This window comes from Streptomyces sp. 4N124 (assembly GCF_052245395.1).
Lineage (GTDB): Bacteria > Actinomycetota > Actinomycetes > Streptomycetales > Streptomycetaceae > Streptomyces.
On sequence record NZ_JBQQBS010000034.1, the window covers coordinates 79697 to 101958 of the forward strand.

The following is a 22262-nucleotide window of genomic DNA, read 5'->3' on the forward strand; positions in this document are numbered from 1 at the left end:
GAACCGCCCTACCCGCGGAGCTCCATCGCATGGATCCGCTCGACCAACTGCTGAGCCAGCGACTTGATCGTCGCCAGCCCTTCCCGCCCCCACGGATGGGTATCCGTGTCCACCACGCAGATCGTCCCCAGCGCCATCCCGGTCTTCCAGTCGATCAGCGGCGCTCCCATGTACGACCGGATGCCGATCTCATCCACGACCCGGTTGCCCGCGAACCGCGGATAGTCGCAGACGTCCTCGAGTACGAGCGCCTTCTTACGGACGACGACATGCGGGCAGTACCCCTGGTCCCGCGTCATCGTGCGGCCGACCTGCTGCTCCTGCGGCGCCGCCTCCAGCTGCACGCCAGGCTTGCCGGCGGCGTAGAGACCGGCGAAGTACTGGCGGTTCTCGTCGATGAAGTTGACCATCGAGAACGGCGCACCGGTGACCTGCGCCAGATTGCGCGCGAACTCGTCGAACTCCGGGATGGGGGTGTCCCCGATGCCGAGCTCGCGCAGCCGGGCCACCCGGGCCGGCGCGTCCCGGTCCTCGGGGGTCAGCAGCAAGTGGCTGGTCGGGTCGAACTGGGTCGGCGGGGTGTAGGGAACCGGGGCTGACATGCAGGCTCCATTCGGCCGCGCTGAGGGTGCCTCAGCGCAGCGGGTTGAGTTCCGCGGGCGGTGTGCCGGGAGTCGAGGCGAGCAGATGCTGAACGAGTGCGATCAGTACGCGGGTTGCGGAGTTGCACTGTCGTGCGTCACACATCACGACGGGTATCTCGGGCTTGAGGGCGAGGGCCGCGCGGACCTCTTCGGCCTCGTAGCGATAGCCGTTGTCGAACTCGTTGACGGCCACGATGAAGCCGATGCCGCGCCGCTCGAAGAAGTCGACCGCGGCGAAGCAGTGGTCCAGTCTTCGGGTGTCCGCGAGGACCACCGCGCCCAGGGCACCGTTGGACAGCTCGTCCCACATGAACCAGAACCGTTCCTGTCCGGGCGTACCGAACAGATACAGCACATGGTCCTTGTCCAGGGCCAGTCGGCCGAAGTCCATCGCCACGGTGGTGGTCGTCTTGTCCTCGATGCCCACCAGGCTGTCCGTGCGGGCGCTGACCTGGGTCAGCAGTTCCTCCGTGCTGAGCGGCTCGATCTCGCTGACCGCGCCGACGAAGGTGGTTTTGCCGACCCCGAAGCCTCCCGCGACGAGGATCTTCAGGGCGGTGGGAAAGGGATCAGATCCGCTTTCGAAGGCCATGCAGCACCGCCTCCAGGATGTTTCGGTCGGTCGGGGAAGCTGCCTCGACGGGACGCGGCGACCGCATGGCGAGCGCCTGGTGCGTCACGAGGTCGGACAGCAGGACTTTGGTGATGACGGCCGGCAGCCGCAGATGAGCGGCCACCTCGGCGACCGACACGGGCGCGTCGCACAGGGCAAGCACCTGGTCGTAGTCGGGTCCGAGGTAGGTCGGCGGCCGGACGCCGGTGGCGATCACGAGGGTGAGCAGGTCGAAATGGGCCGAGGGACGGGTGCGGCCGTTGCTGACGGTGTACGGCCGTACCAATCGGCCGGCCTCGTCATCGAGCCACGACCCGTCATCGGCGTCCGACATGCTCAACGCCCCGCGTCCGGCGAACCGCCGGGCACCTGCTGTCGGGCCGGTGTGGACAGATACGGGCGCACGCTCTTGACCAGCATGGCCATCTCGTAGCCGAGCACGGCCGCGTCGGCGTCCCGCTCGGCCAGTACGGCCAGACAGGCGCCCGAGCCGGCCGCGCAGACGAACAGCAGGGCGGTGTCCAGCTCCACCACCACCTGCCGTACGTCCGCTCCCTGGGCGAACTGCACGCCGGCGCTGCGCGCGAGGGAGTGCAGACCGGACGCCAGGGCGGCCAGGTGTTCCGCCTCGGTCGGTGTTTCGAACCCGTCAAAGGCCTTCGCCAGTCCGTCGGAGGACAGCAGCAGGGCGCTGCGGGTGTAGGGGACCCTCTGGACGAGTCCGGCCAGAAGCCAGTCCAGATTCTTCTGCTGGCCGGCATACATGTCGCTCACGGTGGCGTTCTTCTCCTTGTCCGAAAACGGAGCCAGTGGTCATCGGGAGCCGTCGGCGTGCGGCTCGTCGGATTCGTTGTCGGCCAGGTCGACTCCGCGCCGGAACATGGCCATCAGCCCCGGATCGTGCTCCACCTCCTGGTCGTCGGACCGGCGTGGGGCGGGGCCGTTGCGGAGTTCCGGCACCAGATGCTCCTGTGCGTGGCGCTGCGGCAGCGGCGGCCGTCCGTCCCGGGAGTCCGAGCCGAGGGCGGGACCGCGGTCGTACACCTGGGGCGCGCCCGTACCCGGTGCCTGCTGTTGCGACGGGGTATACGGCGGCGGCGCTCCGGTAACGCGCGCATGCTGCTGCGCCATGGGGCCTGGCGCGGCAGGCGCGGGGGCCTGTGCCTGGGCCGGCGGCAGCGGCTGGCGCAAGGCAGGCGGTGGCGTCACGGGCCGGGCGGCGGCGGGCGCCCGGCCGGACTGCTGCTGTGCGCTGGTGATCTGGTGCTGCGCGTACTGCTGCTGGTGCGGCGGGACCGGGCGCTGCGCCGGGGCCGGGGCGGCCTGGGGCGGTCTCTGCATCTCGTGGGCCGCCTGCGCGGGCGTGTCCCCGGGCTCGTCGCCGAGCAGACCGGGCGGGATGATCAGGATCGCCTGGATACCGCCGTAGATGTTGCTCTGCAGCCGGACCGCGATGCCGTGGCGGCGGGCCAGCGCGGAGACCACGTACAGGCCGATCCGGCCGTCGGCGAGCAGCTTGCTGAGGTCGATGTGGTCGGGCTCGGCGAGCAGGGCGTTGATCCGCGCCTGCTCCTGCAGCGGCATCCCCAGACCGCGGTCCTCGACCTCGATGGCGAGCCCCGCGGTCACCCGCTGGGCGCGCAGCAGGACTTGGGCGTGCGGTTCGGAGAACATCGTGGCGTTCTCGACGAGTTCGGCCAGCAGGTGGATGACGTCGGCGACGGCGTGGCCGCGCACGGTGCCCTCGATCGGCGGCACCAGCTTGACCCGGGAGTAGTGCTCGACCTCGGCGATCGACGAACGCAGCACCTCGGTCAGGGTCACCGGGCGGGTCCACTGGCGGCGGGAGACGGAGCCGCCGAGCACGGCGACGTTCTCCGCGTGGCGGCGGATGCGGGTGGCCAGGTGGTCGACGTGGAAGAGGCCCTTGAGCAGTTCCGGGTCCTCGACCTCGTTCTCCAGCTGGTCGAGCATGTTGATCGCGCGGTGCACGAGGGACTGCAGCCGCCGGGCGAGGTTGACGAAGACCTCGACGCGCTCCTCGCTGTCCGGCGCGCTGCCGCGGGGGAGCTGGGCCGACTGGGCCAGGGCCGTGCAGGCCTGCCAGGTGCCGACGCGGATCTCGTACGCGAGCCGGTCGACCGGGTCGGCGGGCGGCGGGCCGGCCTGCGCGAACGGAGCCAGCTGCTCCAACGGCTCGCCCCGCTCCAGGCGTTGCAGCGTGCCCCGCAGCGCGGCCTGGCCCTCGGCGACGGCGCGACGCAGCGGCGCGTACTCCCGTGACACGTTCCGGGCCTCGGCTCGCCCGGCCCGTACCGCACCGGCCAGCACTCCGCAGCCGAGCACGGCGCCGGCGGTCAGCACGGACCAGGTGGTGCCGTCCGCGGTGCCGTCCTGGGTGAGCAGTACGAAGACGATCAGCGCGGCGGCGAGGACCGCCATGAGGGCCGCGGGAAGGACGGCGAGACGGACCGTCCGGGACAGTGTGGCCGAATCACTCGGCGTGTCCTGAGCCGGCGGCCTGGCATGCCTGTTCCGTGCCGAGCCCGTGGCACCCGCCCGGTCGGGCTCCGAGCGCACTGCATAGGTCGGGGATTCGGGCATCGGAGTCCTCTCGATCAACCAGCTCGGACACACGGCGCGCAGCGCGAAGTAACCGTCAACTCAGGGTCAGTATTGGACAGTTAATAGGACAGCCACACTACGCCACCCCCCTCACACTGGCGTAATCGCATCACCACGGAAACGGAATCTCAGCCCGCCGAAACGATTCGGCGGCGCTCTCGGCAACAATCCGGACACACCGCGTTGACGCGAGGGGGCTTGACGATGGCGAGAAAGGGACGCTGCGGCGTCCGGCGGCGTAAGCGGAATGCCGGGATGGCTGTCCGGGGCGGGGAGGTGTCACCGCCTGGACGTGTCATGTCGGGTAGAGGCCGGCCCGGAAGGTGAAGGAGACGAGTTGCGCCCGATCTCGTGCGCCGACCTTCGTCATGGCGCGTACCGCGTGCGTCTTCACGGTGAACGGCGACACGGACATCTGGGCCGCGATCTCGTCGTTGCCGAGACCGCTCGCGACGAGGACGACCACGTCCCGCTCCCTGGGGGTCAGCGCGTCGAAGCGTCGTAGCAGTTCCTGGTCGATCACCGGGGGCGGACTGTCGGTCATGTGACCGATGAGCGCGGCCGTCGCGGCGGCCGACAGCGCACCGCCACCGCCGACGACCTCGGTGATTCCGGCGACGAGTTCGGCGGGGCTCACGGTCTTGCTCAGGAAACCGTTGGCGCCCGCGCGAAGGGCGGCGAGAACGATGTCGTCCTGGTCAAAAGTGGTCAGCACGATCACCCGCAGCTTTTCGGGTGGGTGCTCCTTGCGGATCCGGCGGGTGGCTTCGACACCGTCGATGCCGGGCATCCGGATGTCCATCAGGACCAGGTCGACGAGGTGATCCCGGAGGAAGGGGACGACCTGGAGTCCGTCGGACAGATCACCCGCGACAACGAGACTCGGGTCGAGCCTGAGCATCGCTTTGATGCCGGCCCTGATCTCGGCCTGGTCGTCGACGATCAGAATCCGCGTCGTCATACGGCGGCTCCCAGTGGGCTGAACTCCGCATGGACCCGGAATCGCCCGTCGTCACTGTCGATCGTCAGCCGCCCGCTGGAGGACTCGACGCGTTCACGCATCCCCACGAGTCCGAGTCCGCTGCCCGAGCCGGAGCCGCGCCGTGAGTGACCGACGCGGTTCTCCACCGTGACGCAGATTCTGCCGTCCCGCTCGCGCACATCCACCGTCGCCGCTCCCTCTCCATGCCGGTACGCGTTCGTGAGCGCCTCCTGAACGACCCGGTAGACCGTCACGCCGACGCTGGGCTCCACGAAACCGGTCGGGATGTCGATGGAGGGCCGGACTTCGAGGCCGATGCTCTCGAAAGAAGCGACAAGGCTTTCCAGGCCGCTGAGGGCCGGGGTCGGCCGGAGCGCCTCGTCGTCGGAGATGTCGTCTCCGAGGCGGAGGAGCGCGAGGATCCGTTGCGTTTCGACGACCACGGTGCGGGCGCTGGACCTGGCTGAGACGAGGGCCTGCCGGGAGGGTTCAGCGTCTTCGGGCAGCCCGATCTCCGCGGCACCGAGATGCATGCTCAGCATGGCGACCTGGTGGCCGATGACGTCGTGCAGGTCCCGGGCGATGCGCAGTCGTTCCTCGGTCACCCGCCGGGTGGCTTCGATCTCGCGGGTGGCGATGGCGATGTCGGCCCGTTCCTCCAGGGTGCGCCAGTGCTCTCGATGGATGCGCAGCGCGGCCCCTGTCGCACCTCCCGCTACGGCTGAGAAGAGCGCGGCGGCTCCCACGATCGCGCCGCCACGGAATCCTCCCAGCGTCATGAACGCCCCCAGGAAGAACGCCGCCACGATGCCGGTTCCGACCAGCGGCTGCTTCCCCCTGAGAGTGACCGAGAACAGCACGAGCACCGCCATCATCCACACCGACAGGGGATCGTGGCCCACCGCTGTGACGGCGAAGGACGCCGCGCTCGCCACGACCAGTCCTGCCCACGGCCGCCACCATGAGAGGGCGACACCGCCACCGGCGAGGAGCACGGAGAGGGCCGTCGGCCCATCCGACCCTCGCAGGATCACCGCCACGATCTGGCCGGTGAACGCCAGCGCGGCCACCGCATAGGCGACGAGGTGCAGCGCCTCGGGGCGGCGGACCCACAGGGGTGCCAAGGGCCCGTCCTGACTCTTCTGCGCCTTGACCATGGCCCGATTCTCGTCCACGGGTGCTGCGGCCGTGTACTTCGAACGATGTAGACGGCGGGCTCGGTCCGAGCGATGGGGGACGGGCGATGGGGGACAGCGGAACTCGTTCGATTCGAAGTGGATGGCAGAACTACTTCGTGCGAAGTACGCGGCCCCTCCCGAGGCCGCTGAGACTCCTCATCGAGGCGACCGTCTCACACCATCACGATCACAAAACGGGACACCCGATGACTCAGACCACCGTGACATCGAGCACGACCACGACCACCACCACGACGACGCCCTCCGGGCTCCGATCGCTCCACCTGATCCGAGCCGCCTTCTCCCTGATCTGGGTGGCACTCGTCGGCACGACCTCCGCCTCGCTCGTGTCGACGGACAGGCCCACAGCGATCGCGGCCGTGCTGCTCGTCAGCTATCCCCTGTGGGACGTCATCGCCACGCTCCTGGAGCGTCGCCTGGCCGGCACCGGCTCCACGGACCGCGTCAGTACGGCCAACATCGCTCTCGGCCTCGCCACCGCCGCCGGGATGATCACCGCCGTCTTCTCCACCGTCGGGACGGCCCTGCTCGTGTTCGGCATCTGGGCCCTCCTTTCCGGAGCGATCCAGCTCGTCGTGGCGGTCCGGCGCCGACGCGTCGTCGGTGCCCAGTGGCCCATGGTCATCAGCGGCGGGCTGTCCGTCCTCGCCGGCACCTCCTTCGCCGCCATGTCCGCCTCGGCGACGAGCAGCCTGTCCACCCTCGCCGGATACTCGGCCTTCGGTGCCTTCTGGTTCCTTGTCTCCGTCATCGCCCTCACCATCCGCATCCGACGCGAAAGGCGTTGACGACCGCCGGGCCCGCAGCGCGGAAGCGACTGCGACGCCGTACCACGGCGTCCACAGTGGGTGAGAGCCGTCAGGCCAGGTCGGGCAATGGTCGCCGGGCGACCTCGTGGGCGTCGTCCGGTGGTACGCCCAGCATGCGCAGCACCATCTCGGCGAGTTCGGCCGCGGCCTCGTCGCCGTCCAGGTCGGGGCGGGCGAAGCGGAGTTCCACCAGGGACAGCAGGGTGCCGCCGAGTGCGGACAGGGCGACTGTCGCGTCCAGGGCGGTGAAGCGGCCGGAGGCCATGCCGGCCCGGAGGTCGCGCAGGGCCCGGACGGCGAGGCCGTTGTCCGAGTGGAGGTGACCGAGGCCGCGGAGGCGCAGCACCTGCATCAGCTCCGGGTGGGACTCGGCCATACGGGCGCTGAGCCGGAAGCCGCCCGCGACCAGTTCCGCGGGGTCGTCGATCCCGGTCAGCCGGTCGTCGAAGGTCCGGCCGAACTCCTCCAGCGCGTCGATCACCGCCGCCTCGAACAGCTCCGTCTTGGACTCGAAGTGGTTGTAGAAGGAGCCGAAGCCGACGTCGGCGCGCTCGGCGATCGCCTGGATGCTGGCGCCGGTGTCCCCGGTCTCGGCGAGGATCTGCCGGGCCGCGCGGACGAGCGCCCTACGGGTCTCCGCGCGGCGCCGCTCGAACCGGTTGCTGGGCGGGGCTGACGTAGGCATGCGCCGAGTGTAGCCGCGGAAGCGAGCACAGCCGCAGTTCTGATGGATTCATCATTTTCTCCGTGCAAGCTATTGACGACGCTTCTGTCAAAGCTGATGATTTCATCAATACGGCAATGTTGCTCGGAGGAGACATGGACGTCAGGACGGCCCACCAGGACCTCCACAGTGAGCGGGGCGCCCTGCGCGGCGAGCACCCCGGCCGCTCCCGGAACCCCCTGATCAAGGTGGCCGACCTGGCCTGGCTGGAGTTCGAGAAGCCCGACCTGGACCGGGCCGAGGTCTTCGCCCGTGACTTCGGCTTCGGCATCGCCGCCCGCACCGAGAACGAGTTGTGGCTGCGCGGCACCTTCGCGGGCTCGCCCTGCATGGTCATCCGCCGCGGCCGGACGTCCCGGTTCATCGGCCCGGCGTTCCGCGCCGCCGAGCGGGCCGACCTGGACCGGTTGGCGCGGGCGACGGGGGTGCCCGTACGGGACGCGGACGTGCCCGGCGGGGGCAAGGCGATCGGCCTGCTCGACCCGTCCGGCTTCCCGGTGCGGGTGGTGCACTGCGCCGAGCAGCTCCCCCCGCTGCCCGAGCAGCAGCCGCTGCTGCTCAACGTCGGTACGGATCACCGCCGTACGAACGCCACGCAGCGCCCACCGCGCGAGCCGTCCCGGATCCAGCGCCTGGGTCATGTGGTGCTGGAGACCCGGGTGTTCGGCCGCGCTCTGGACTGGTATCTGGACACCCTCGGGATGATCGTGTCCGACTTCCTGTTCCTGGACGGGCAGCGCGAGCGCGGGCCGACGATGGCGTTCATCCGCTGCGACCTGGGCGGCGTGCCGGCCGATCACCACACCCTGGCGATGCACCTGGGGCCGGGCACGGGGTACGTCCACTCCGCATACCAGGTCACCGACCTGGACTCGATCGCCGCCGGCGGCGAGTACCTCAACGAGCGTGGCTATCAGCGCAGTTGGGGCATCGGTCGGCACATCCAGGGCAGCCAGCTCTTCGACTACTGGCGCGACCCCGACCACTTCATGCTGGAGCACTTCGCCGACGGCGACCTCTTCTCCTGCGACGTCGAGCCGGGCTGGGCGCCGATGTCGGCGAGCGGGCTGGCCCAGTGGGGGCCGCCGGTCACCCGTGACTTCCTCGGCGCCAGTCCTTCCCCCGCAAAGATCCGCGAGGTCCTCACGGCCCTGCGCGGCGACAACGAACTCGATCCGGCGCGTCTGCTGGGCCTGATGAAAGCGATGAACTCATGAGCACGAATGTCCTGCGGACTGCTGAGGGGTGGTGGGTGGTCCTGGGTGACCGGGCCGTCGCCGTCGACACGAAGGCCGTCACCACCGCCGAGCTGATCGCCGATCGCGATGCCGTACGGGAGGCTGCGCTGTCGGGTGAAGCGGGCACGCCTGTCGCCGACCTGGTTGCCCTCTCTCCGGTCACCACGCCCTGCCGGGTCGTGGCCCAGATGGTCAACTACCGCAGCCACGCCCGTGATTCCGGCTTCACCGGTGACATACCGCCCGCCTTCTTCCGCAAGGCGTCGGGTTCTGTCAGCGGTCCGGGGGACGTCATCGTCCGGCCCTCGCATGTGCAGTTCCTGGACTACGAGGTCGAGTTGGGCCTTGTGATGGGGGCGCCGCTGCCGATCGGCGCCGTCGTCGAGGAGCGGGATCTGCCGTCGTACGTCGCTGGGCTCGTCGTCACCAATGACGTCAGCGCGCGGGATGTGCAGCTGACGAAGACGCAGTTCTACGAGAGCAAGTCGTACCCGACGTTCACGCCGACCGGGCCGTACCTGGCTCTGCTGGAGGCGGAGGACTTCGCCCATCTGCTGGATCTGCGGCTGAAGTTGAGCGTCAACGGCGAGCTGCGCCAGGACCGCACCCTCGCCGACATGATCGTTCGCCCGGCGCAGGCGCTGACGCTGCTCGCCCGCTTCCAGACCCTCGACCCCGGCGACCTGCTGCTGACCGGCACTCCCGGCGGCACGGCCCTCAAGGCGCCGCCGAAGCCGGTGGAGAAGATCGGCGCGCTGCTGCCCCCCGCGGTGAAGTGGAAGGCGTTCTTCAAGACCCAGGCCAAGAACCCCCGCTATCTGCACCAGGGCGACGTCATTACCGCCACCATCGCCACCCCGGACGGCCGGATCGACCTGGGCGAGCAGCGCACGCCCGTGGCCGACACGCGCTGAGACCCGAAGTGAGCCGCACATGAGCGCCGAACAAGCCGCAAGACCGGACTCCGCCGAGTACGTGCCGGTCGTGATCGTCGGAGCCGGGCCCGTGGGCGTGACCGCCGCCCTCCTGCTCGCCCGGCGCGGGGTGCGTACCGTCGTCCTCGAGCGCCACCTGGACGTCTACCCCCTGCCCCGCGCCGTCGCCACCGACGACGAGGTCCGCAGGATCCTCCAAGCCGCTGGAATCGCCGACGAGTTCGCCGCCATCGCCCGTCCCGCGCGCGGACTGCGTCTGCTGGACGCCCGCCACCGGGTGATCGCCGAGTTCCGGCGCTTGCCGCACGGCCACCACGGCTTCCCGCAGACCAGCATGTTCGACCAGCCCGAGTTGGAACGGCTGCTGCGCGAGGCGCTCGCCCGTCGGCCGGAATGCGAGCTGCTGGGCGGGGTGGAGGTGACGGCGGTCGAGCAGGGTGCGGACAGGCCGGTCCGTGTGACGTATCGCGACGACGAGGGTGAGCACCTGCTGCTCGCGGATGCCGTCCTCGGCTGCGACGGCGCGGGCAGCCTCACCCGCGACGCCATCGGGGCGGAGTGGGAGGACCTGCGGTTCGAGGAGAGCTGGACCGTCATCGACGTGACGACGAAGGCCGCCGTCCGCTGTTGGGAAGGCGTCGACCAGGTCTGCGATCCGGAGCGCCCGGCGACCTTCATGCGGGTCGGTGAGGATCGCTACCGCTGGGAGTTCCGGCTGCGGGAGGGGGAGGAACTCGACGAGGGGCTGCTGCGTGAGCTGTTCGCGCCCTGGGTCGACATCTCTGGCCAGGATTTCCATGTCATCCGGCAGGCGCAGTACACCTTCCGGGCCCGAGTCGCCGACCGTTGGCGCGGGGGGCGGGTCTTTCTGCTCGGTGACGCCGCGCATCTCACGCCGCCGTTCGTCGGGCAGGGTCTGTGTGCCGGGATGCGGGACGCCCACAATCTGACCTGGAAGCTCGCCCGTGTTCTCCAACAGGGCGCTGATGAACGGCTGTTGGACACCTATGAGCGGGAACGCAAGCCGCACGCCCGTCAGCTCATCCGTCTCGCCGTCGCCACCGGGTGGGCGATGACCGGTGGTCAGGACCGCGCGGCCGCCCTGCGTCGTACGGCCGTGGGTGCCGCCTGTCGTATACCCGGGGTGACGGGGATGGCCGGGCGGGATCTCGGCCGGCCGCTGCCCGCCGGCCCGTTGATACGTCGCAGTCGGCTCGGCGGGACGTTCTGTCCGCAGCCCCGGATGACGGTCGAGGGCGGGCAGGTCCGGCTGGACGACCTGCTCGGGGACTCCTTCGCCGTGCTGACCGCAGGGCCGCTGCCGCCCTCGCCGCATGCGCTCGCCGAAGCGCTCGGTGCCCGGGTCGTCGACGTGCGGGACGCCGGTGACGACGGCACGCTCGTGAACTGGTTGCGGGCCGGGCGTGCCGATGCGGTCCTGCTGCGCCCCGATCGTGTCGTCATGGATGTCCTGCCACGCGGTGGCGGCGGCTTCACGGGCGCCGTCGCCTGGGCGCCCCTGCTGTGCACCAGCCGCCGATCCGCCGAACCACCCGCACCCGAGCCCTTGTTGAGGAGCCCCGCGCGATGACCACGCCGTACGCAGAACCCTTCTGGACCCCCGACCCTGAATCCGCCGCGCGCAGCCGGATCGCGGACTTCGCCCGGCGCAACGGGCTGGACTCCGCCGACTACGACGCCCTGCACCACTGGTCGGTCACCGATCTGGAGGGCTTCTGGGGTGCGGTGTGGGAGTACTTCGACGTCGACGCGGACACTCCGTACGACGAGGTGCTGGCGGAGGAGCGGATGCCGGGCGCCCGCTGGTTCACCGGGGCCACCCTCAACTATGCCCACCACGCCCTGCGCAACCTGGCCGACGACGAGACGGCGGTCGTAGCGCTGGACGAGACCGGCGGCGGGTACGACGTGTCCGGGGAGCGGCTGCGCGGCCAGGTCGCGTCCGTCGCCGCGACGCTGCGGGATCTCGGCGTCGGACAGGGGGACCGGGTGGTCGGCTATCTGCCCAACACGCCTCATGCGATCGTCGCGTTCCTGGCCGCCGCGAGCCTCGGTGCCGTGTGGTCGGTGTGCGGGCAGGACTACGCGCCCGCGGCGGCCACCGATCGGTTCGCGCAGCTCGAACCGACGGTCCTGATCGCGGCGGACGGTTATCTGTTCAACGGGGTCACTCATGACCGACGGGACGCGGCTCTCGAACTGGCCCGTGCGCTGCCGACCTTGAAGGCGATGCTGCTCGTCGACCACGTGGGTCTGCCGTGGCCGTCGGGGATCTCGTCGGCGCTCTTCGTGCCCTGGGAGGAAGCGGCCACCCGTACCGAGCACCTCACCTGCACGCCCGTGCCGTTCGACCATCCGCTGTGGGTCGTGTTCTCCTCCGGTACGACCGGGCTGCCCAAGGGCATCGTGCACGGCCACGGCGGGGTCCTGCTGGAACACCTCAAGACCCTCGGCCTCCAGTCCGACCTGGGCCCCGGCGACCGTCTGCTGTGGTACACCACCACCCACTGGATGATGTGGAACCTGGTCGTCTCCACCCTGCTGACCGGGGCCACTACTTGTACGTACGACGGCAGTCCCGCCCCGCTCACTCAGCCCGGCATCCTGTGGGAGCTGGCCGCTCGCCACCGCGTCACGCTCTTCGGCGCCAGCCCCCAATACCTGCTGGGCATGGCCAAGTTCGGCATCGACCCGTCCGTGTACGACCTGTCGGCGGTCCGTGAGATCGGCTGCACTGGCTCCGCGCTGCCCGCCTCCGCCTACCCGTGGGTCGGCGAGCATCTGGGGGAGCGGGTCCAGTTGGTCTCCGTCAGCGGCGGCACGGATGTCGTGTCCGGCTTCGCGGGCGGCGCCCCGAACACGCCCGTGTGGGCCGGTGAGTTGTCCGCGCCCCATCTCGGCGTGGCGCTCGCCGCGTACGACTCCGAGGGCGTGCCGGTCGTCGACCAGGTCGGTGAGCTGGTCGTCACCCGGCCCATGCCGTCGATGCCGCTGTACTTCTGGAACGACCCCGACGGCAGCCGTTACCGGGACGCCTATTTCTCGGCGTACGCCGGTGTGTGGCGGCACGGCGACTGGATCACGGTCACGGGTCATGGGTCGGTGATCGTGCACGGGCGTTCCGACTCCACGCTGAACCGCAATGGCGTACGGCTGGGCAGCGCCGACATCCACGACGTCGTCGAGCGGCTGCCGGAGATCGCGGAGGCGCTGGTCATCGGCGCGGAAGAGCCGGACGGCGGCTATTGGATGCCGCTGTTCGTGGTCCTGGCGGCCGGGGTGACCCTCGACGACGCCCTGTGCGACATGATCCGCGACGCCGTCCGAACGGGTGCCTCCCCGCGGCACGTTCCCGACGAGATCCTCGAAGTCCCCGGCATCCCGCACACCCGTACCGGCAAGAAGATGGAAGTCCCCGTCAAGCGGCTGCTGCAGGGCGTGCCCATGGCGCAGGTCGCCGACCCGGCCGCCGTCGACCACCCCGAACTCATCGAGTACTTCGCCCGCCTGGGAGCGGAACGGGCCGAGAACGGGCGCCGCAGCGGACCGGCCTGACCGAACGGACGTAACCCGGGTCCTGTTTCGGACCCGGGTTGGTCATTTCCGGTCGGATGAAGATCCCACTCTTTACAGAGAACGCCGGGACCGACCCACAATGTCTGTGAATCGGGGGGTCCGGTTCACTGCTTGGTGCTGCTGAGAATTCCGCTCACGTTCAGGACCTCGTGGCACCCCTGAGCCTGACGACCGGTCGCCGGCGTACCAGGCTTGGCGCACGTCACGCTGATCGTCACGGTGTCGTTCTCGGCGATCTTGATAGGGGTCACCCAGTGGTAGTCCTGGTTACGGAAGGTCTCCAGCGCGATGGTGGTGATTTTGCGGTCGCCGAAGTTGAAGGTCAAGACCCCTTCGTCGCCCTGGAAATTGGCGACGACGGCGTCCGTGACCCCGAAGACGCTGTCCTTCGGCACCTTGTAGGACTTGGACTTGGTCTCCCCGGCGGCCAGCTCCACGTCGATGGTCTCCGAGTGCTGGCCGCTGGTGCCCGTGACGCCGTCCTCGCCCGTGGCGCCCTCGCCGCCGCCACCGCCACCGCCCGATCCGGCCGATGCCCCGGACTCCTGGCCGCCCGGCTGGGGGTTCGCTCCGCCGCCGGCGCCCGGAGTCTGCTCGCCCGCGGGCGTGGGGCGCGGCTGGACCGCCTCCTCGGCGGCCTCCTTGGCGGCGCTCTTCACCACCGGACGTACCAGTGCGAACCAGGCGAGCAGCAGCGCGAGCAGCGCCGCCAGCAGAATCAGCAGCCAGCGGGGGAAGATCGGGATCTGGACGAACTCCGCTTCCAGCGGCGGCGGGGCGGCGGGCTCGTCCCACCGGGGCCGCTCCTCGTCCCCGTCCTGGTCACCGGTCTCGGCGGTGTCCACCGTGAACGGCCACACCACCGGGGCGCCGAACCACACCGGTTTGGCCGTACGGACCCGCAGGCCGACCTCGGTCGACTCGCCGGGCTCCAGCTTCGGCTGCGCCGGGGTGAAGGCGAACCCGAGCTCCTCGCCCGCCTGACCGGGCGTGAAGCCCACCTGCACCGGGGTGTTGCCCTGGTTGCGCACCGCCAGCTTGTAGCGGCCGCGCAGCCAGCCGCGGCGTCGGCGCGGGGCCAGCTCGGTCTGCAGTTCGTGGAACGCCTCGATGTGCACGGTCGTTTCGAGGACCCGCACCGACTCGGGGTGTTCGGTCGGCAGGACCCGCACACCGAGGGGCTTCTCGCCGGCCCGGATCTCCGGGGAGCGCGGCGGGGCCAGACGGAGCGTCACCGTTTCGGAGGTGCCGGGATAGAGCGAGACCCGGGCCGGTTCCACGGTGGTCCAGGGGGCACAGTCCCCGACGACCTCCAGGTTGTACGCCTCGACGATGTCGCTGTCGTTGCGGACGGTCAGAGTGGTCGTGGCGATCTCGCCCGGCGTCACCGTCACGGCCGGAATGTCGAGGCCGGGCGCACCCGGGCCGGAAGAGGCTGCAGAAGGCGTCACGCCACCACGGTAGAAGTGCGCTCCGGAGTTCCACGAGGAACGCGAGGGCAATGCACGGGCAGTCACGCTGCCCGGCAAGCCAATGTCAACTCCCTTGTAACGGTAGCTCGTTAATGTGGCGCGCCGGTTCCCGTGCGCCGCCTTGTGGTGGTCGCCTCGTCCTGTACCACCTTTGCCCCCACGAACCCGGGAACAGGTAACAACTGATGTTATGTGCACAGGAGACCAGCCCTGCCATGTCCGAGACCACGTCACGTGAGCCCGCCCAGGCAAAGGCTGCCCACCGGGCGTCCAGAGCCGACCGCCGGAACCGGGTGACCGTCGCCGTCTACGCCGCCGATCCGGTGCTGCGCGTCGGCATCGTCCAGCAGTTACGCCAGCGCCCCGAGGTCGACCTGGTCGACGACGCCGACGCGGAACGGGCCGAGGTGTCGCTGGTGGTCGTCGACCACGTCGGTGACGACGTGGTCGCCCTGCTGCACCGGCTGCGGCACAACAAGGCCACCCGCACCGGCCTGGTGATAGGCACGCTCGGACCCGGCGCGCTGCAACGCGTCATCGAGTGCGGAGTGGCGGCGGTGCTGCGGCGCGCCGAGGCCGAGCAGGACCAGCTCCTGCGCCTGGTCCTGGCGATAGCCAACGGAGAGGGAGTGCTGCCCGGTGACCTGCTCGGCAAGCTGCTGTCCCACGTGGGCAACCTCCAGCGCTCGGCACTCGACCCCGGGAGCCTGTCCCTGTCCACGCTGACCACGCGCGAGGCGGACATGCTGCGCCTGGTGTCGGAGGGCCTGGACACGGCGGAGATCGCGCGCAAGACCGCGTACTCCGAGCGGACCGTCAAGAACGTCCTGCACGAGATCATCACGCGACTGCAACTGCGCAACCGGGCCCACGCGGTGGGCTACGCCCTGCGCAACGGGCTGATCTGACGGGCCGGCCGACTGGTTGGTCCGGCCAACGGGTCCGGCGTACGGGGCGACGGGTTCGTCCGCACCCCGTCCGGCGACCTCCGGGAACCCGGCACTGCCCGAAAGCGCACCCCACGTTTCCCCCGGGTACGTCCCCGCCGCCCTGCCGCCCCGCACGGGGGCGGTGCAGGGTGGCAGGGGCACATCCAGATGCCGCATCCAGACTGCGAAGGGGACCCTGATGGAAACCGCTGGCTCCGGCGGGCGGTACCGCCTGGGGAGACTCGGGATGTCGCTGCTCCTGCTGATCCCACTGCTCGGGGTGACGGCGGCCGCGGGACCGGGCAGCGCCGAGCCGCAGGCGAGGGCGGTGGCCGACGCCGCGGACACCCGCGTCGCGTACGCCGGTACCCGGCACCGCAGTCTCGGCAGGGTCACCTCCACCACCTCCGACCCCAAGGACAACGTCAGCGCACCGCTGTTCGGGGCGGGCCCGGCCCACTACGACACCCAGCCGTCCGCCGTCGGCGACCAGCTGGTCTTCGCGAGCCGCCGCGACGAGAAGAACCCGCAGATCTATCTGCGGGCCGCCGACGGTTCCGTACGCAAGCTCACCAGCGGCATGGACGCGGCGCACCCCCAACTGACCCCGGACGGCCAGACCGTGCTGTTCGACTCCGCCGAGGCGGGCGGCGCCGGCGGCGGGACGCAGCGCGACCTGTGGCAGGTGCGCACCGACGGCACCGGCGACCCGACGCGGCTCACCGACACCCCCGCGAACGAACAGGACCCGGCCGTTTCCCCGGACGGGCAGCGGATCGCGTACTCCAGCGACAGCGACGCGTCTGCCGGAGCGCAGATCTACGTACGGTCCCTGGCGGGCGGCACCGAGACGCGGGTCACCGATCCCGCGAACGGCGCCGCCACCGAGCCGGCGTGGAACCCGGTGAACGACGACGTCAACCGGGACTGGATCGCGTACACCGCCACGGCCACCGTCGACGGGCAGCCCCGGCCCACGCTGCGGATCACGAACGGGACCAGCGACGAGCCGCTGTTCGCGGGCAGGTTTGCCAACTGGCGTGCCCACGCGGCAGCGTGGAAGCCCGACGGGAACGGGGTGGTGTTCCTTAGCCCCGAGATCACCTGCACCTGCGAGGGCAACTACGACCACGTGTTCACGTTCCCCGCGCACGCCGGCGAGGACCCCAACGTGGAACCTCCCCTGGTGCTCAACGAGGACCGGGAAGTCCTCTCGCCCACCTGGCTCGGCTCGAACGACGGCGGCGGAGTGGTGGTGGAGCGCACCACGGCGGACGACCCCGGAACCCGTACCGACACGCTCTCCGGCGCGCACGTGGTGACGCTGCAGGACGCCCGGATGGACGGGTCCGACCCGCGCGACCTGGGGCTGACGATCCTCAACGAGGACCCGGAGGCCGACACCAACACCGATCCCGCCAAGGACCCGCTGTTCCAGCCCAGGGACGGGTTCGACCCGTGGACCGAGCGGCAGAACTACACGCCCGACGGCCGCCGGATCGTCGTCACCCGCTTCGAGACCGTGGACGGCCAGCGGGTCGAGCGGATCTGGATGGTGGACGCCGACGGCGCCAACGCGGCGCCCATGCCGCTCGCCGGACGCGCCGCGGGGGACTGGGACACCGACCCGACGTTCTCCCCGGACGGCAAGTTCCTCGCCTTCACCCGGACTTCGCCGGGCGGCGTCGGTGACGCCGCGGGCGCCAGCCGCATCCTCATCGCCGACGCGGCCACCGGCGCGATCACCGGAGAGATCACCCCGCCGGCCGGGCAGCTCCAGGGCCAGGACGCCCAGCCCACCTGGTCCTCCGACGGCACCACCCTCGCCTTCACCCGCAACATGGAGATCAACGGGGGCGGCGGCAACAAGCACATCTGGACCGTGCCGGTGAACAACCTGGGCCGGCAGACCGACCTGAGCGCCGAGAACTGCCCGGGGGACTGCGAAGTCATCGACGACAGCCCGGCGTTCTCGCCGGACGGGCTCAGCATCGCCTACAACCGCAAGAACGGCGGCGGCGCGGTCGACGAGCAGAACGGTCTGCTCCTGACGTCCCTGTCGGGTGACGACTGCCAGGTGCTGCTGCCCGCCTCCCTCATCGACCTGCCCGGCGCCTGCGGCCGGGAGCTGCCGGACACCTCGGCCACCGGCCCGTTCCAGCCGCGCGACGCCGCCTGGACGGCCGACGGCAAGAGCCTGGTGTTCAGCTCGCGTGCCGAGGTCGCGGTCAACAGCCCCGAGAAGCTGAGCGTCCTGAACGTCGAGTCCGGCGAGATCACCCCGCTCACCGCCGATTTCCCGGGCCGGCAGAAGGAACCCGCCGTCCAGCAGTCCGTGGACCTCGCGCTTGAGGCGCCCGGGACCACGCCGGAGGTCACCGTCGGCGACTCCAGTACGGTCACCGTCGACGTGATCAACAACGGCCCCGCCGCCTCGCCCGGCACCACCCTGACCGTCGCCCCGCCGCCCGGCGTGCAGATCACCGGGATCACCTATCCCGGGGACACCTGCGACGCCGCCTCCCTCCAGTGCAACGTCGGCGTGGTGGAGCCCGGCACGACCGTGCCGGTGGAGGTCACCCTCACCGGAGTCACGCCCGGCGACGCGCCGATCGACTGGTCGGTCACCGGTACGGTCCTCGATCCGGAGCCCACCGACAACACGGGCCGGACCGTCGTGCCGGTGGTCGAGGAGGAGCCGCCCCCGCCGAGCCCGAGCCCCACTCCGACCCCGACGCCCACCCCGACCCCGGCGCCGCCCACCAGCGGGCCGCCCACCTCCACGCCGCCCACCGTGCCGCAGGAGCCCGAGGAGCCGAAGGCCGGACCCGGTGTGCGCGTCAACGCCCAGCCGAACCCCGGCTATGTGGGCGGGCGCGTCGTGGTGACATACACCGTGCGCAACGGCCGCAACGCGCTGGCGACCGGGCTGCGGCTGAAGATCGGCCTGCCCAGGGGCATCGCGAACAGCGGGCCGCCGGCGGGCTGTGACGCCTCCTGGGTGTGTGCGCTGCCGGACCTGAGGCCGGGCGCGAGCACGGTCGTACGGGTGGTCCTCAGCCCCAAGAAGGCGACGACGGGCCAGGCGGTCGGCATCCTCACCACCACCGGGACGGACGCCAACCGGAACGACAACACCGCCCGGGAGCGGGTGCGGATCCTGCAGCCGCGCATCATCGCGGTGCCGGAGATCGGCAAGCCCGGCTTCGTCACCTCGGTGCGCGGCAAGGACTTCCCGCCGGGCGTGCCGGTGCGGTTCAAGTGGAACCCGGGGATCACCGCGGCGGCAGCGCCGACCATTCCGAAGCGGGACGGCACGTTCATCGGCCAGCTGCTCATCCTCGCCAAGGACCAGACCGGACCGCGCACCATCACCGCCAGGGGTCCCGGGTTCTCGCCGGTGAAGACCGACTTCCTGGTGGTCAGCGGCAGTGTGCAGCCGCCCGACGAGGTGACCCGCCGGTGATCCACGAGGTCGACGAGGGGCTGCGGCGGCTGCTCGGCGAGTCCGGCCTGGAGGCATCGGGCGTCGAGGTCGTCTTCGACGCCCCCACCCGGGACTGGGCGGCGCGGCGCAGCGCCCCGACGGTCTGCGTCTTCCTGTACGACATCCGCGAGGACGCCGCCCGGCGGGGCGCCGGCGCCGGGGAGGTGTACGACGAGGACGGGTACGTGGTGGCGCGGCGCTCCCCGCCGCGCTGGTTCTGGCTGTCGTACATGGTCACGGCGTGGACGAGCCGGCCGCAGGACGAGCACCGGCTGCTCTCGCAGGTGCTCGCCACGCTGGTGGGCACGGACACGGTGCCCGAGCGGCTGCTCACCGGGACGCTCGCCGAACTCGGCCTGAAGGTATGGCTGGACGCCGGCGGGTCGGCGCTCGACGCACCGGCCGCGTCCGATGTGTGGTCGGCGCTCGGCGGTGAGCTGAAGGCCTCGCTCGGCCTGCGCGTGCGCGCACCGCTCGCCGGTATCAGCAGGGTCACCGCGCCGCCGGTCACCGAGGGCCTCGTCGTCCGCTCCGCCGCCGCCCGCGAGGGCGAGGAAGCGACGCCGGGCCGCCGGTTGCGCTACAAGGAGGTCAGCGACCCCGGCCCGAACGGCTTCGCCGGCCCACGTGAACGGGGCGAGGCCCCGGCCCGGCGCCGGCGGGGGGACCGCCAGCCGTGACGTACACAGTCGAACCGGACGTCGTGTCCGACGCCGCCGTCGACCCCCTGTGGACGCGACTTCGGGCGGTCGAGGAGCGGGTGCGGCATGCGGTGGGGGTGCGGCGGGCCGGGGATCCGGATCCCGACGATCCGTACCGGGGGCAGTACCTCACGCCCGAGGCGGCGGCGCGGATCCTGGACGAGCCGGGTGGTCTCGACGTACCCGGGGAGGAGCCCTGGCAGCCGCCGGCCGGTTCCGTACTCGACGGACTGGCCCGGCGGTTCGGCCTGTCCCCCCTCGATCTGGACCTGCTCCTGGTCGCGGTGGCGCCGGACCTGGACGCGCGGTTCGAGCGGCTCTACGGCTATCTCAACGACGACCTGACACGCCGCCGGCCCACGGTCGGGCTCGCCCTGGCGCTGTGCGGGCTCACCGGCGCGGGTCCCGACCGGTTCCGGCTCGCCCCCGGGGCGCCGCTGATCGAGGGCGGTCTGGTGGAGGTCACCGAGCCGGAGCGGCCGCCGCTGTCCCGGGTCTTGGTGGTCCCCGACCGGGTCACCGGGCATCTGCTGGGCAGCGCGCGGCCGGACGCCCGCCTCGCCGGGGTGCTCGGCGAGGCACGGGAGGACCCGACCGCGGAGGAGGCGGACGTCGAGCTGACGGCCGCCGCGGCCCTGACCGGCGTCGGTCTCGTCCATCTGCGCAGCCGTGGCGGCGACGCCGAGGGACTCGCCGCCGCCGCCCTGCACGCGGCCGGGCTGCGCCCGCTCGCCCTGGACGCGGTGGCCCTCGCCCGGCGCCCGGCCGAGGTGCCGGAGCTGGCCCGGGCGACCGCCCGCGAAGCCCGTCTGACCGGCGCCGGGGTCGTCCTCGGCCCACTGGAGTCGCTGCCCGCGGAACCCGCCGAACGGGCCCGCACGCTCTGGACGTTGTGCGCTGCCCTGCGCGGCATCCCCCTCTTCACCCACGGCACCGGCGGCTGGGCCCCGGAGTGGGCAGCCGACACCCCCGTCGTCCTCACCGTCCCGGCCCCCACCCCCGAACGCCAGGCCACACGCTGGCGCCACGCCCTGGAACGCGCGGCCGGCAACGGCTCGATGACCGGAGGCGTCGACGAGTTCCCTCGGACCGCCGGCGACAGTCCCACGACCGGCCACCCGACGCGGGTCGCTGGCGACGGTCCCGCGACGGGCGCCGCCGCCGCACTTGCCCGAGCTGCCGGAGATGGCGCGACGGCCAGCGACGCCCGTACGTCCGCCTGGGCTGCCGCGGATGGCGCCACGGTCAGTGAGGCCGGTGCGTTCGCCCGAGCTGCCGGGGACGGCGTCGTGACCGGTGGTGTCGAGGAGTTGGCGTTGGCCGTTGCCGCGCATCGGCTGGATGCCGGGCAGTTGCGTCGGGCCGCTGATGTGGCGGTGCGTACGGCTGCGCTCGCGGGCCGTGCGGTGCGTCCCGAGGATGTGCGGGCCGCCGTACGCGCGCAGAACGGGGCGGGGTTGGACCGGCTGGCGCGGCGGGTGGAGCCGGGTGTCGGGTGGGACGATCTGGTGCTTCCGCCGACCACCCACCGGCGACTGCGGGAACTCGCGCTGCGTGCCCGTCACCGCGAGCAGGTGCTCGGGCAGTGGGGGATGCGGCCCGGCGGCGGTCGGGGACGCGGTGTGATCGCGCTGTTCGCGGGCGAGTCCGGCACCGGCAAGACCATGTCCGCGGAGGTCGTCGCGGCGGACCTCGGCATGGATCTGTATGTGGTGGACCTGTCCACAGTTGTGGACAAGTACATCGGCGAGACCGAGAAGAACCTGGAGCGGATCTTCACCGAGGCGTCCGCGGTCAACGCGGTGCTGCTCTTCGACGAGGCCGACGCGATCTTCGGCAAGCGCTCGGAGGTGAAGGACGCCCACGACCGGCACGCCAACATCGAGTCGGCGTACCTGCTCCAGCGCATGGAGTCGTTCGACGGCATCGCGGTGCTCACCACCAACCTGCGGGCCAACCTGGACGAGGCGTTCACCCGCCGCCTGGACGTGGTCGCGGACTTCCCCGTGCCCGACGCCGGCCACCGCCTCGCCCTGTGGGACCGGTGCCTGGGCGACCGGCTGCCCCGCGCCGACGACCTGGACCTCGCCTTCTGCGCGGACCGCTTCGAACTCGCCGGCGGTTCCATCCGGGCCTGCGCGGTCACCGCGGCCTACCTCGCCGCGGAGTCCGGCGGCCCGCTCACCATGCGGCAGGTGGTGACGGCGGTCGCGCAGGAGTACCGCAAGCTCGGACGGCTGGTCCTGGAGGGCGAGTTCGGCCCGTACATGGCGGACGCCGTGGGCGCCTGACGAGGGCACCGCGCGT

At 71.2% G+C, this 22262-nt stretch carries 18 protein-coding genes; 9 read left to right on the top strand and 9 right to left on the bottom strand.

The features are described from left to right. Positions 1-8: 8 nt before the first annotated feature. The 7 genes from ACTWQO_RS29780 to ACTWQO_RS29810 form a co-directional block, all read right to left on the bottom strand. Complete coding sequence (locus ACTWQO_RS29780) at positions 9-602, bottom strand: GAF domain-containing protein (RefSeq protein ID WP_443240460.1); 594 nt, start codon at positions 600-602, stop codon at positions 9-11. A gap of 31 nt (positions 603-633) precedes the next feature. Continuing rightward, a complete protein-coding gene (locus tag ACTWQO_RS29785; protein ID WP_301982606.1) occupies positions 634-1236 on the bottom strand; it encodes a GTP-binding protein in 603 nt (200 codons plus the stop codon). Then, positions 1214-1591, bottom strand: a complete 378-nt coding sequence (locus tag ACTWQO_RS29790; protein WP_443240461.1) for a DUF742 domain-containing protein — start codon at positions 1589-1591, stop codon at positions 1214-1216. The genes ACTWQO_RS29785 and ACTWQO_RS29790 overlap by 23 nt, the downstream gene beginning before the upstream one ends. A 2-nt stretch (positions 1592-1593) precedes the next feature. Beyond that, the gene (locus tag ACTWQO_RS29795) at positions 1594-2022 is read right to left on the bottom strand and encodes a roadblock/LC7 domain-containing protein (protein WP_301987486.1); all 429 of its coding nucleotides are present in this window, start codon (positions 2020-2022) and stop codon (positions 1594-1596) included. Positions 2023-2070: 48 nt separating this feature from the next. Beyond that, entirely contained in the window at positions 2071-3699 is a 1629-nt protein-coding gene (locus ACTWQO_RS29800) for a sensor histidine kinase (RefSeq protein WP_443240462.1), read from the bottom strand. Between the two features lie 478 nt (positions 3700-4177). Then, the gene (locus ACTWQO_RS29805) at positions 4178-4843 is read right to left on the bottom strand and encodes a response regulator transcription factor (protein WP_443240463.1); all 666 of its coding nucleotides are present in this window, start codon (positions 4841-4843) and stop codon (positions 4178-4180) included. Continuing rightward, positions 4840-6021, bottom strand: a complete 1182-nt coding sequence (locus ACTWQO_RS29810) for a sensor histidine kinase (RefSeq protein WP_443240464.1) — start codon at positions 6019-6021, stop codon at positions 4840-4842. The genes ACTWQO_RS29805 and ACTWQO_RS29810 overlap by 4 nt, the downstream gene beginning before the upstream one ends. Positions 6022-6248: 227 nt before the next feature. On the opposite strand from ACTWQO_RS29810, the gene ACTWQO_RS29815 reads away from it, so the two are divergent. After that, entirely contained in the window at positions 6249-6851 is a 603-nt protein-coding gene (locus tag ACTWQO_RS29815; RefSeq protein WP_443240465.1) for a DUF308 domain-containing protein, read from the top strand. 70 nt (positions 6852-6921) lie between these two features. On the opposite strand, the gene ACTWQO_RS29820 is transcribed toward ACTWQO_RS29815, so the two are convergent. After that, positions 6922-7557: a TetR/AcrR family transcriptional regulator gene (locus tag ACTWQO_RS29820; protein WP_443240466.1), complete on the bottom strand. Its 636-nt coding sequence runs from the start codon at positions 7555-7557 to the stop codon at positions 6922-6924. 134 nt (positions 7558-7691) lie between these two features. On the opposite strand from ACTWQO_RS29820, the gene ACTWQO_RS29825 reads away from it, so the two are divergent. Genes ACTWQO_RS29825 through ACTWQO_RS29840 form a run of 4 tightly spaced genes read left to right on the top strand, consistent with a single transcriptional unit; the run spans position 7692 to position 13345 of the window. Further along, positions 7692-8813, top strand: a complete 1122-nt coding sequence (locus tag ACTWQO_RS29825) for a VOC family protein (RefSeq protein WP_443240467.1) — start codon at positions 7692-7694, stop codon at positions 8811-8813. Next, on the top strand, positions 8810-9748 hold the full coding sequence (locus tag ACTWQO_RS29830; RefSeq protein WP_443240468.1) for a fumarylacetoacetate hydrolase family protein: 939 nt from the start codon (positions 8810-8812) through the stop codon (positions 9746-9748). Before ACTWQO_RS29825 ends, ACTWQO_RS29830 begins: the two co-directional genes overlap by 4 nt. Positions 9749-9767: 19 nt before the next feature. Then, positions 9768-11360 carry a bifunctional 3-(3-hydroxy-phenyl)propionate/3-hydroxycinnamic acid hydroxylase MhpA gene (gene mhpA, locus ACTWQO_RS29835; protein ID WP_443240469.1) on the top strand — a complete coding sequence of 531 codons (1593 nt, stop codon included), beginning with the start codon at positions 9768-9770 and terminating at the stop codon, positions 11358-11360. After that, positions 11357-13345 (top strand): acetoacetate--CoA ligase, encoded by a 1989-nt coding sequence (locus ACTWQO_RS29840; protein WP_443240470.1) that lies wholly within the window; start codon positions 11357-11359, stop codon positions 13343-13345. The genes mhpA and ACTWQO_RS29840 overlap by 4 nt, the downstream gene beginning before the upstream one ends. A 125-nt stretch (positions 13346-13470) precedes the next feature. Here ACTWQO_RS29840 and ACTWQO_RS29845 read toward each other — a convergent pair whose 3' ends face one another. Continuing rightward, complete coding sequence (locus tag ACTWQO_RS29845; RefSeq protein WP_443240471.1) at positions 13471-14817, bottom strand: COG1470 family protein; 1347 nt, start codon at positions 14815-14817, stop codon at positions 13471-13473. Between the two features lie 236 nt (positions 14818-15053). Between ACTWQO_RS29845 and ACTWQO_RS29850 the strand changes: the two genes are divergently transcribed. The 4 genes from ACTWQO_RS29850 (at position 15054) to ACTWQO_RS29865 (ending at position 22246) form a co-directional block, all read left to right on the top strand. Beyond that, positions 15054-15746 carry a LuxR C-terminal-related transcriptional regulator gene (locus tag ACTWQO_RS29850; protein ID WP_443240472.1) on the top strand — a complete coding sequence of 231 codons (693 nt, stop codon included), beginning with the start codon at positions 15054-15056 and terminating at the stop codon, positions 15744-15746. Between the two features lie 220 nt (positions 15747-15966). Then, a complete protein-coding gene (locus ACTWQO_RS29855) occupies positions 15967-19233 on the top strand; it encodes a hypothetical protein (protein WP_443240473.1) in 3267 nt (1088 codons plus the stop codon). Then, positions 19230-19934, top strand: a complete 705-nt coding sequence (locus ACTWQO_RS29860; RefSeq protein WP_443240474.1) for a DUF4255 domain-containing protein — start codon at positions 19230-19232, stop codon at positions 19932-19934. Before ACTWQO_RS29855 ends, ACTWQO_RS29860 begins: the two co-directional genes overlap by 4 nt. Continuing rightward, positions 19931-22246, top strand: coding sequence for an ATP-binding protein (locus tag ACTWQO_RS29865; protein ID WP_443240475.1), 2316 nt, complete (start codon positions 19931-19933; stop codon positions 22244-22246). Before ACTWQO_RS29860 ends, ACTWQO_RS29865 begins: the two co-directional genes overlap by 4 nt. Positions 22247-22262 lie beyond the last annotated feature (16 nt).

Excerpts from the sequence above, each read along its gene's own strand:
- ACTWQO_RS29780 (WP_443240460.1), bottom strand. The coding sequence starts at position 602 with ATGTCAGCCCCGGTTCCCTACACCCCGCCGACCCAGTTCGACCCGACC.
- ACTWQO_RS29785 (WP_301982606.1), bottom strand. The coding sequence starts at position 1,236 with ATGGCCTTCGAAAGCGGATCTGATCCCTTTCCCACCGCCCTGAAGATC.
- ACTWQO_RS29790 (WP_443240461.1), bottom strand. The coding sequence starts at position 1,591 with ATGTCGGACGCCGATGACGGGTCGTGGCTCGATGACGAGGCCGGCCGA.
- ACTWQO_RS29795 (WP_301987486.1), bottom strand. The coding sequence starts at position 2,022 with ATGTATGCCGGCCAGCAGAAGAATCTGGACTGGCTTCTGGCCGGACTC.
- ACTWQO_RS29800 (WP_443240462.1), bottom strand. The coding sequence starts at position 3,699 with ATGGCGGTCCTCGCCGCCGCGCTGATCGTCTTCGTACTGCTCACCCAG.
- ACTWQO_RS29805 (WP_443240463.1), bottom strand. The coding sequence starts at position 4,843 with ATGACGACGCGGATTCTGATCGTCGACGACCAGGCCGAGATCAGGGCC.
- ACTWQO_RS29810 (WP_443240464.1), bottom strand. The coding sequence starts at position 6,021 with ATGGTCAAGGCGCAGAAGAGTCAGGACGGGCCCTTGGCACCCCTGTGG.
- ACTWQO_RS29815 (WP_443240465.1), top strand. The coding sequence starts at position 6,249 with ATGACTCAGACCACCGTGACATCGAGCACGACCACGACCACCACCACG.
- ACTWQO_RS29820 (WP_443240466.1), bottom strand. The coding sequence starts at position 7,557 with ATGCCTACGTCAGCCCCGCCCAGCAACCGGTTCGAGCGGCGCCGCGCG.
- ACTWQO_RS29825 (WP_443240467.1), top strand. The coding sequence starts at position 7,692 with ATGGACGTCAGGACGGCCCACCAGGACCTCCACAGTGAGCGGGGCGCC.
- ACTWQO_RS29830 (WP_443240468.1), top strand. The coding sequence starts at position 8,810 with ATGAGCACGAATGTCCTGCGGACTGCTGAGGGGTGGTGGGTGGTCCTG.
- mhpA (WP_443240469.1), top strand. The coding sequence starts at position 9,768 with ATGAGCGCCGAACAAGCCGCAAGACCGGACTCCGCCGAGTACGTGCCG.
- ACTWQO_RS29840 (WP_443240470.1), top strand. The coding sequence starts at position 11,357 with ATGACCACGCCGTACGCAGAACCCTTCTGGACCCCCGACCCTGAATCC.
- ACTWQO_RS29850 (WP_443240472.1), top strand. The coding sequence starts at position 15,054 with ATGTCCGAGACCACGTCACGTGAGCCCGCCCAGGCAAAGGCTGCCCAC.
- ACTWQO_RS29855 (WP_443240473.1), top strand. The coding sequence starts at position 15,967 with ATGGAAACCGCTGGCTCCGGCGGGCGGTACCGCCTGGGGAGACTCGGG.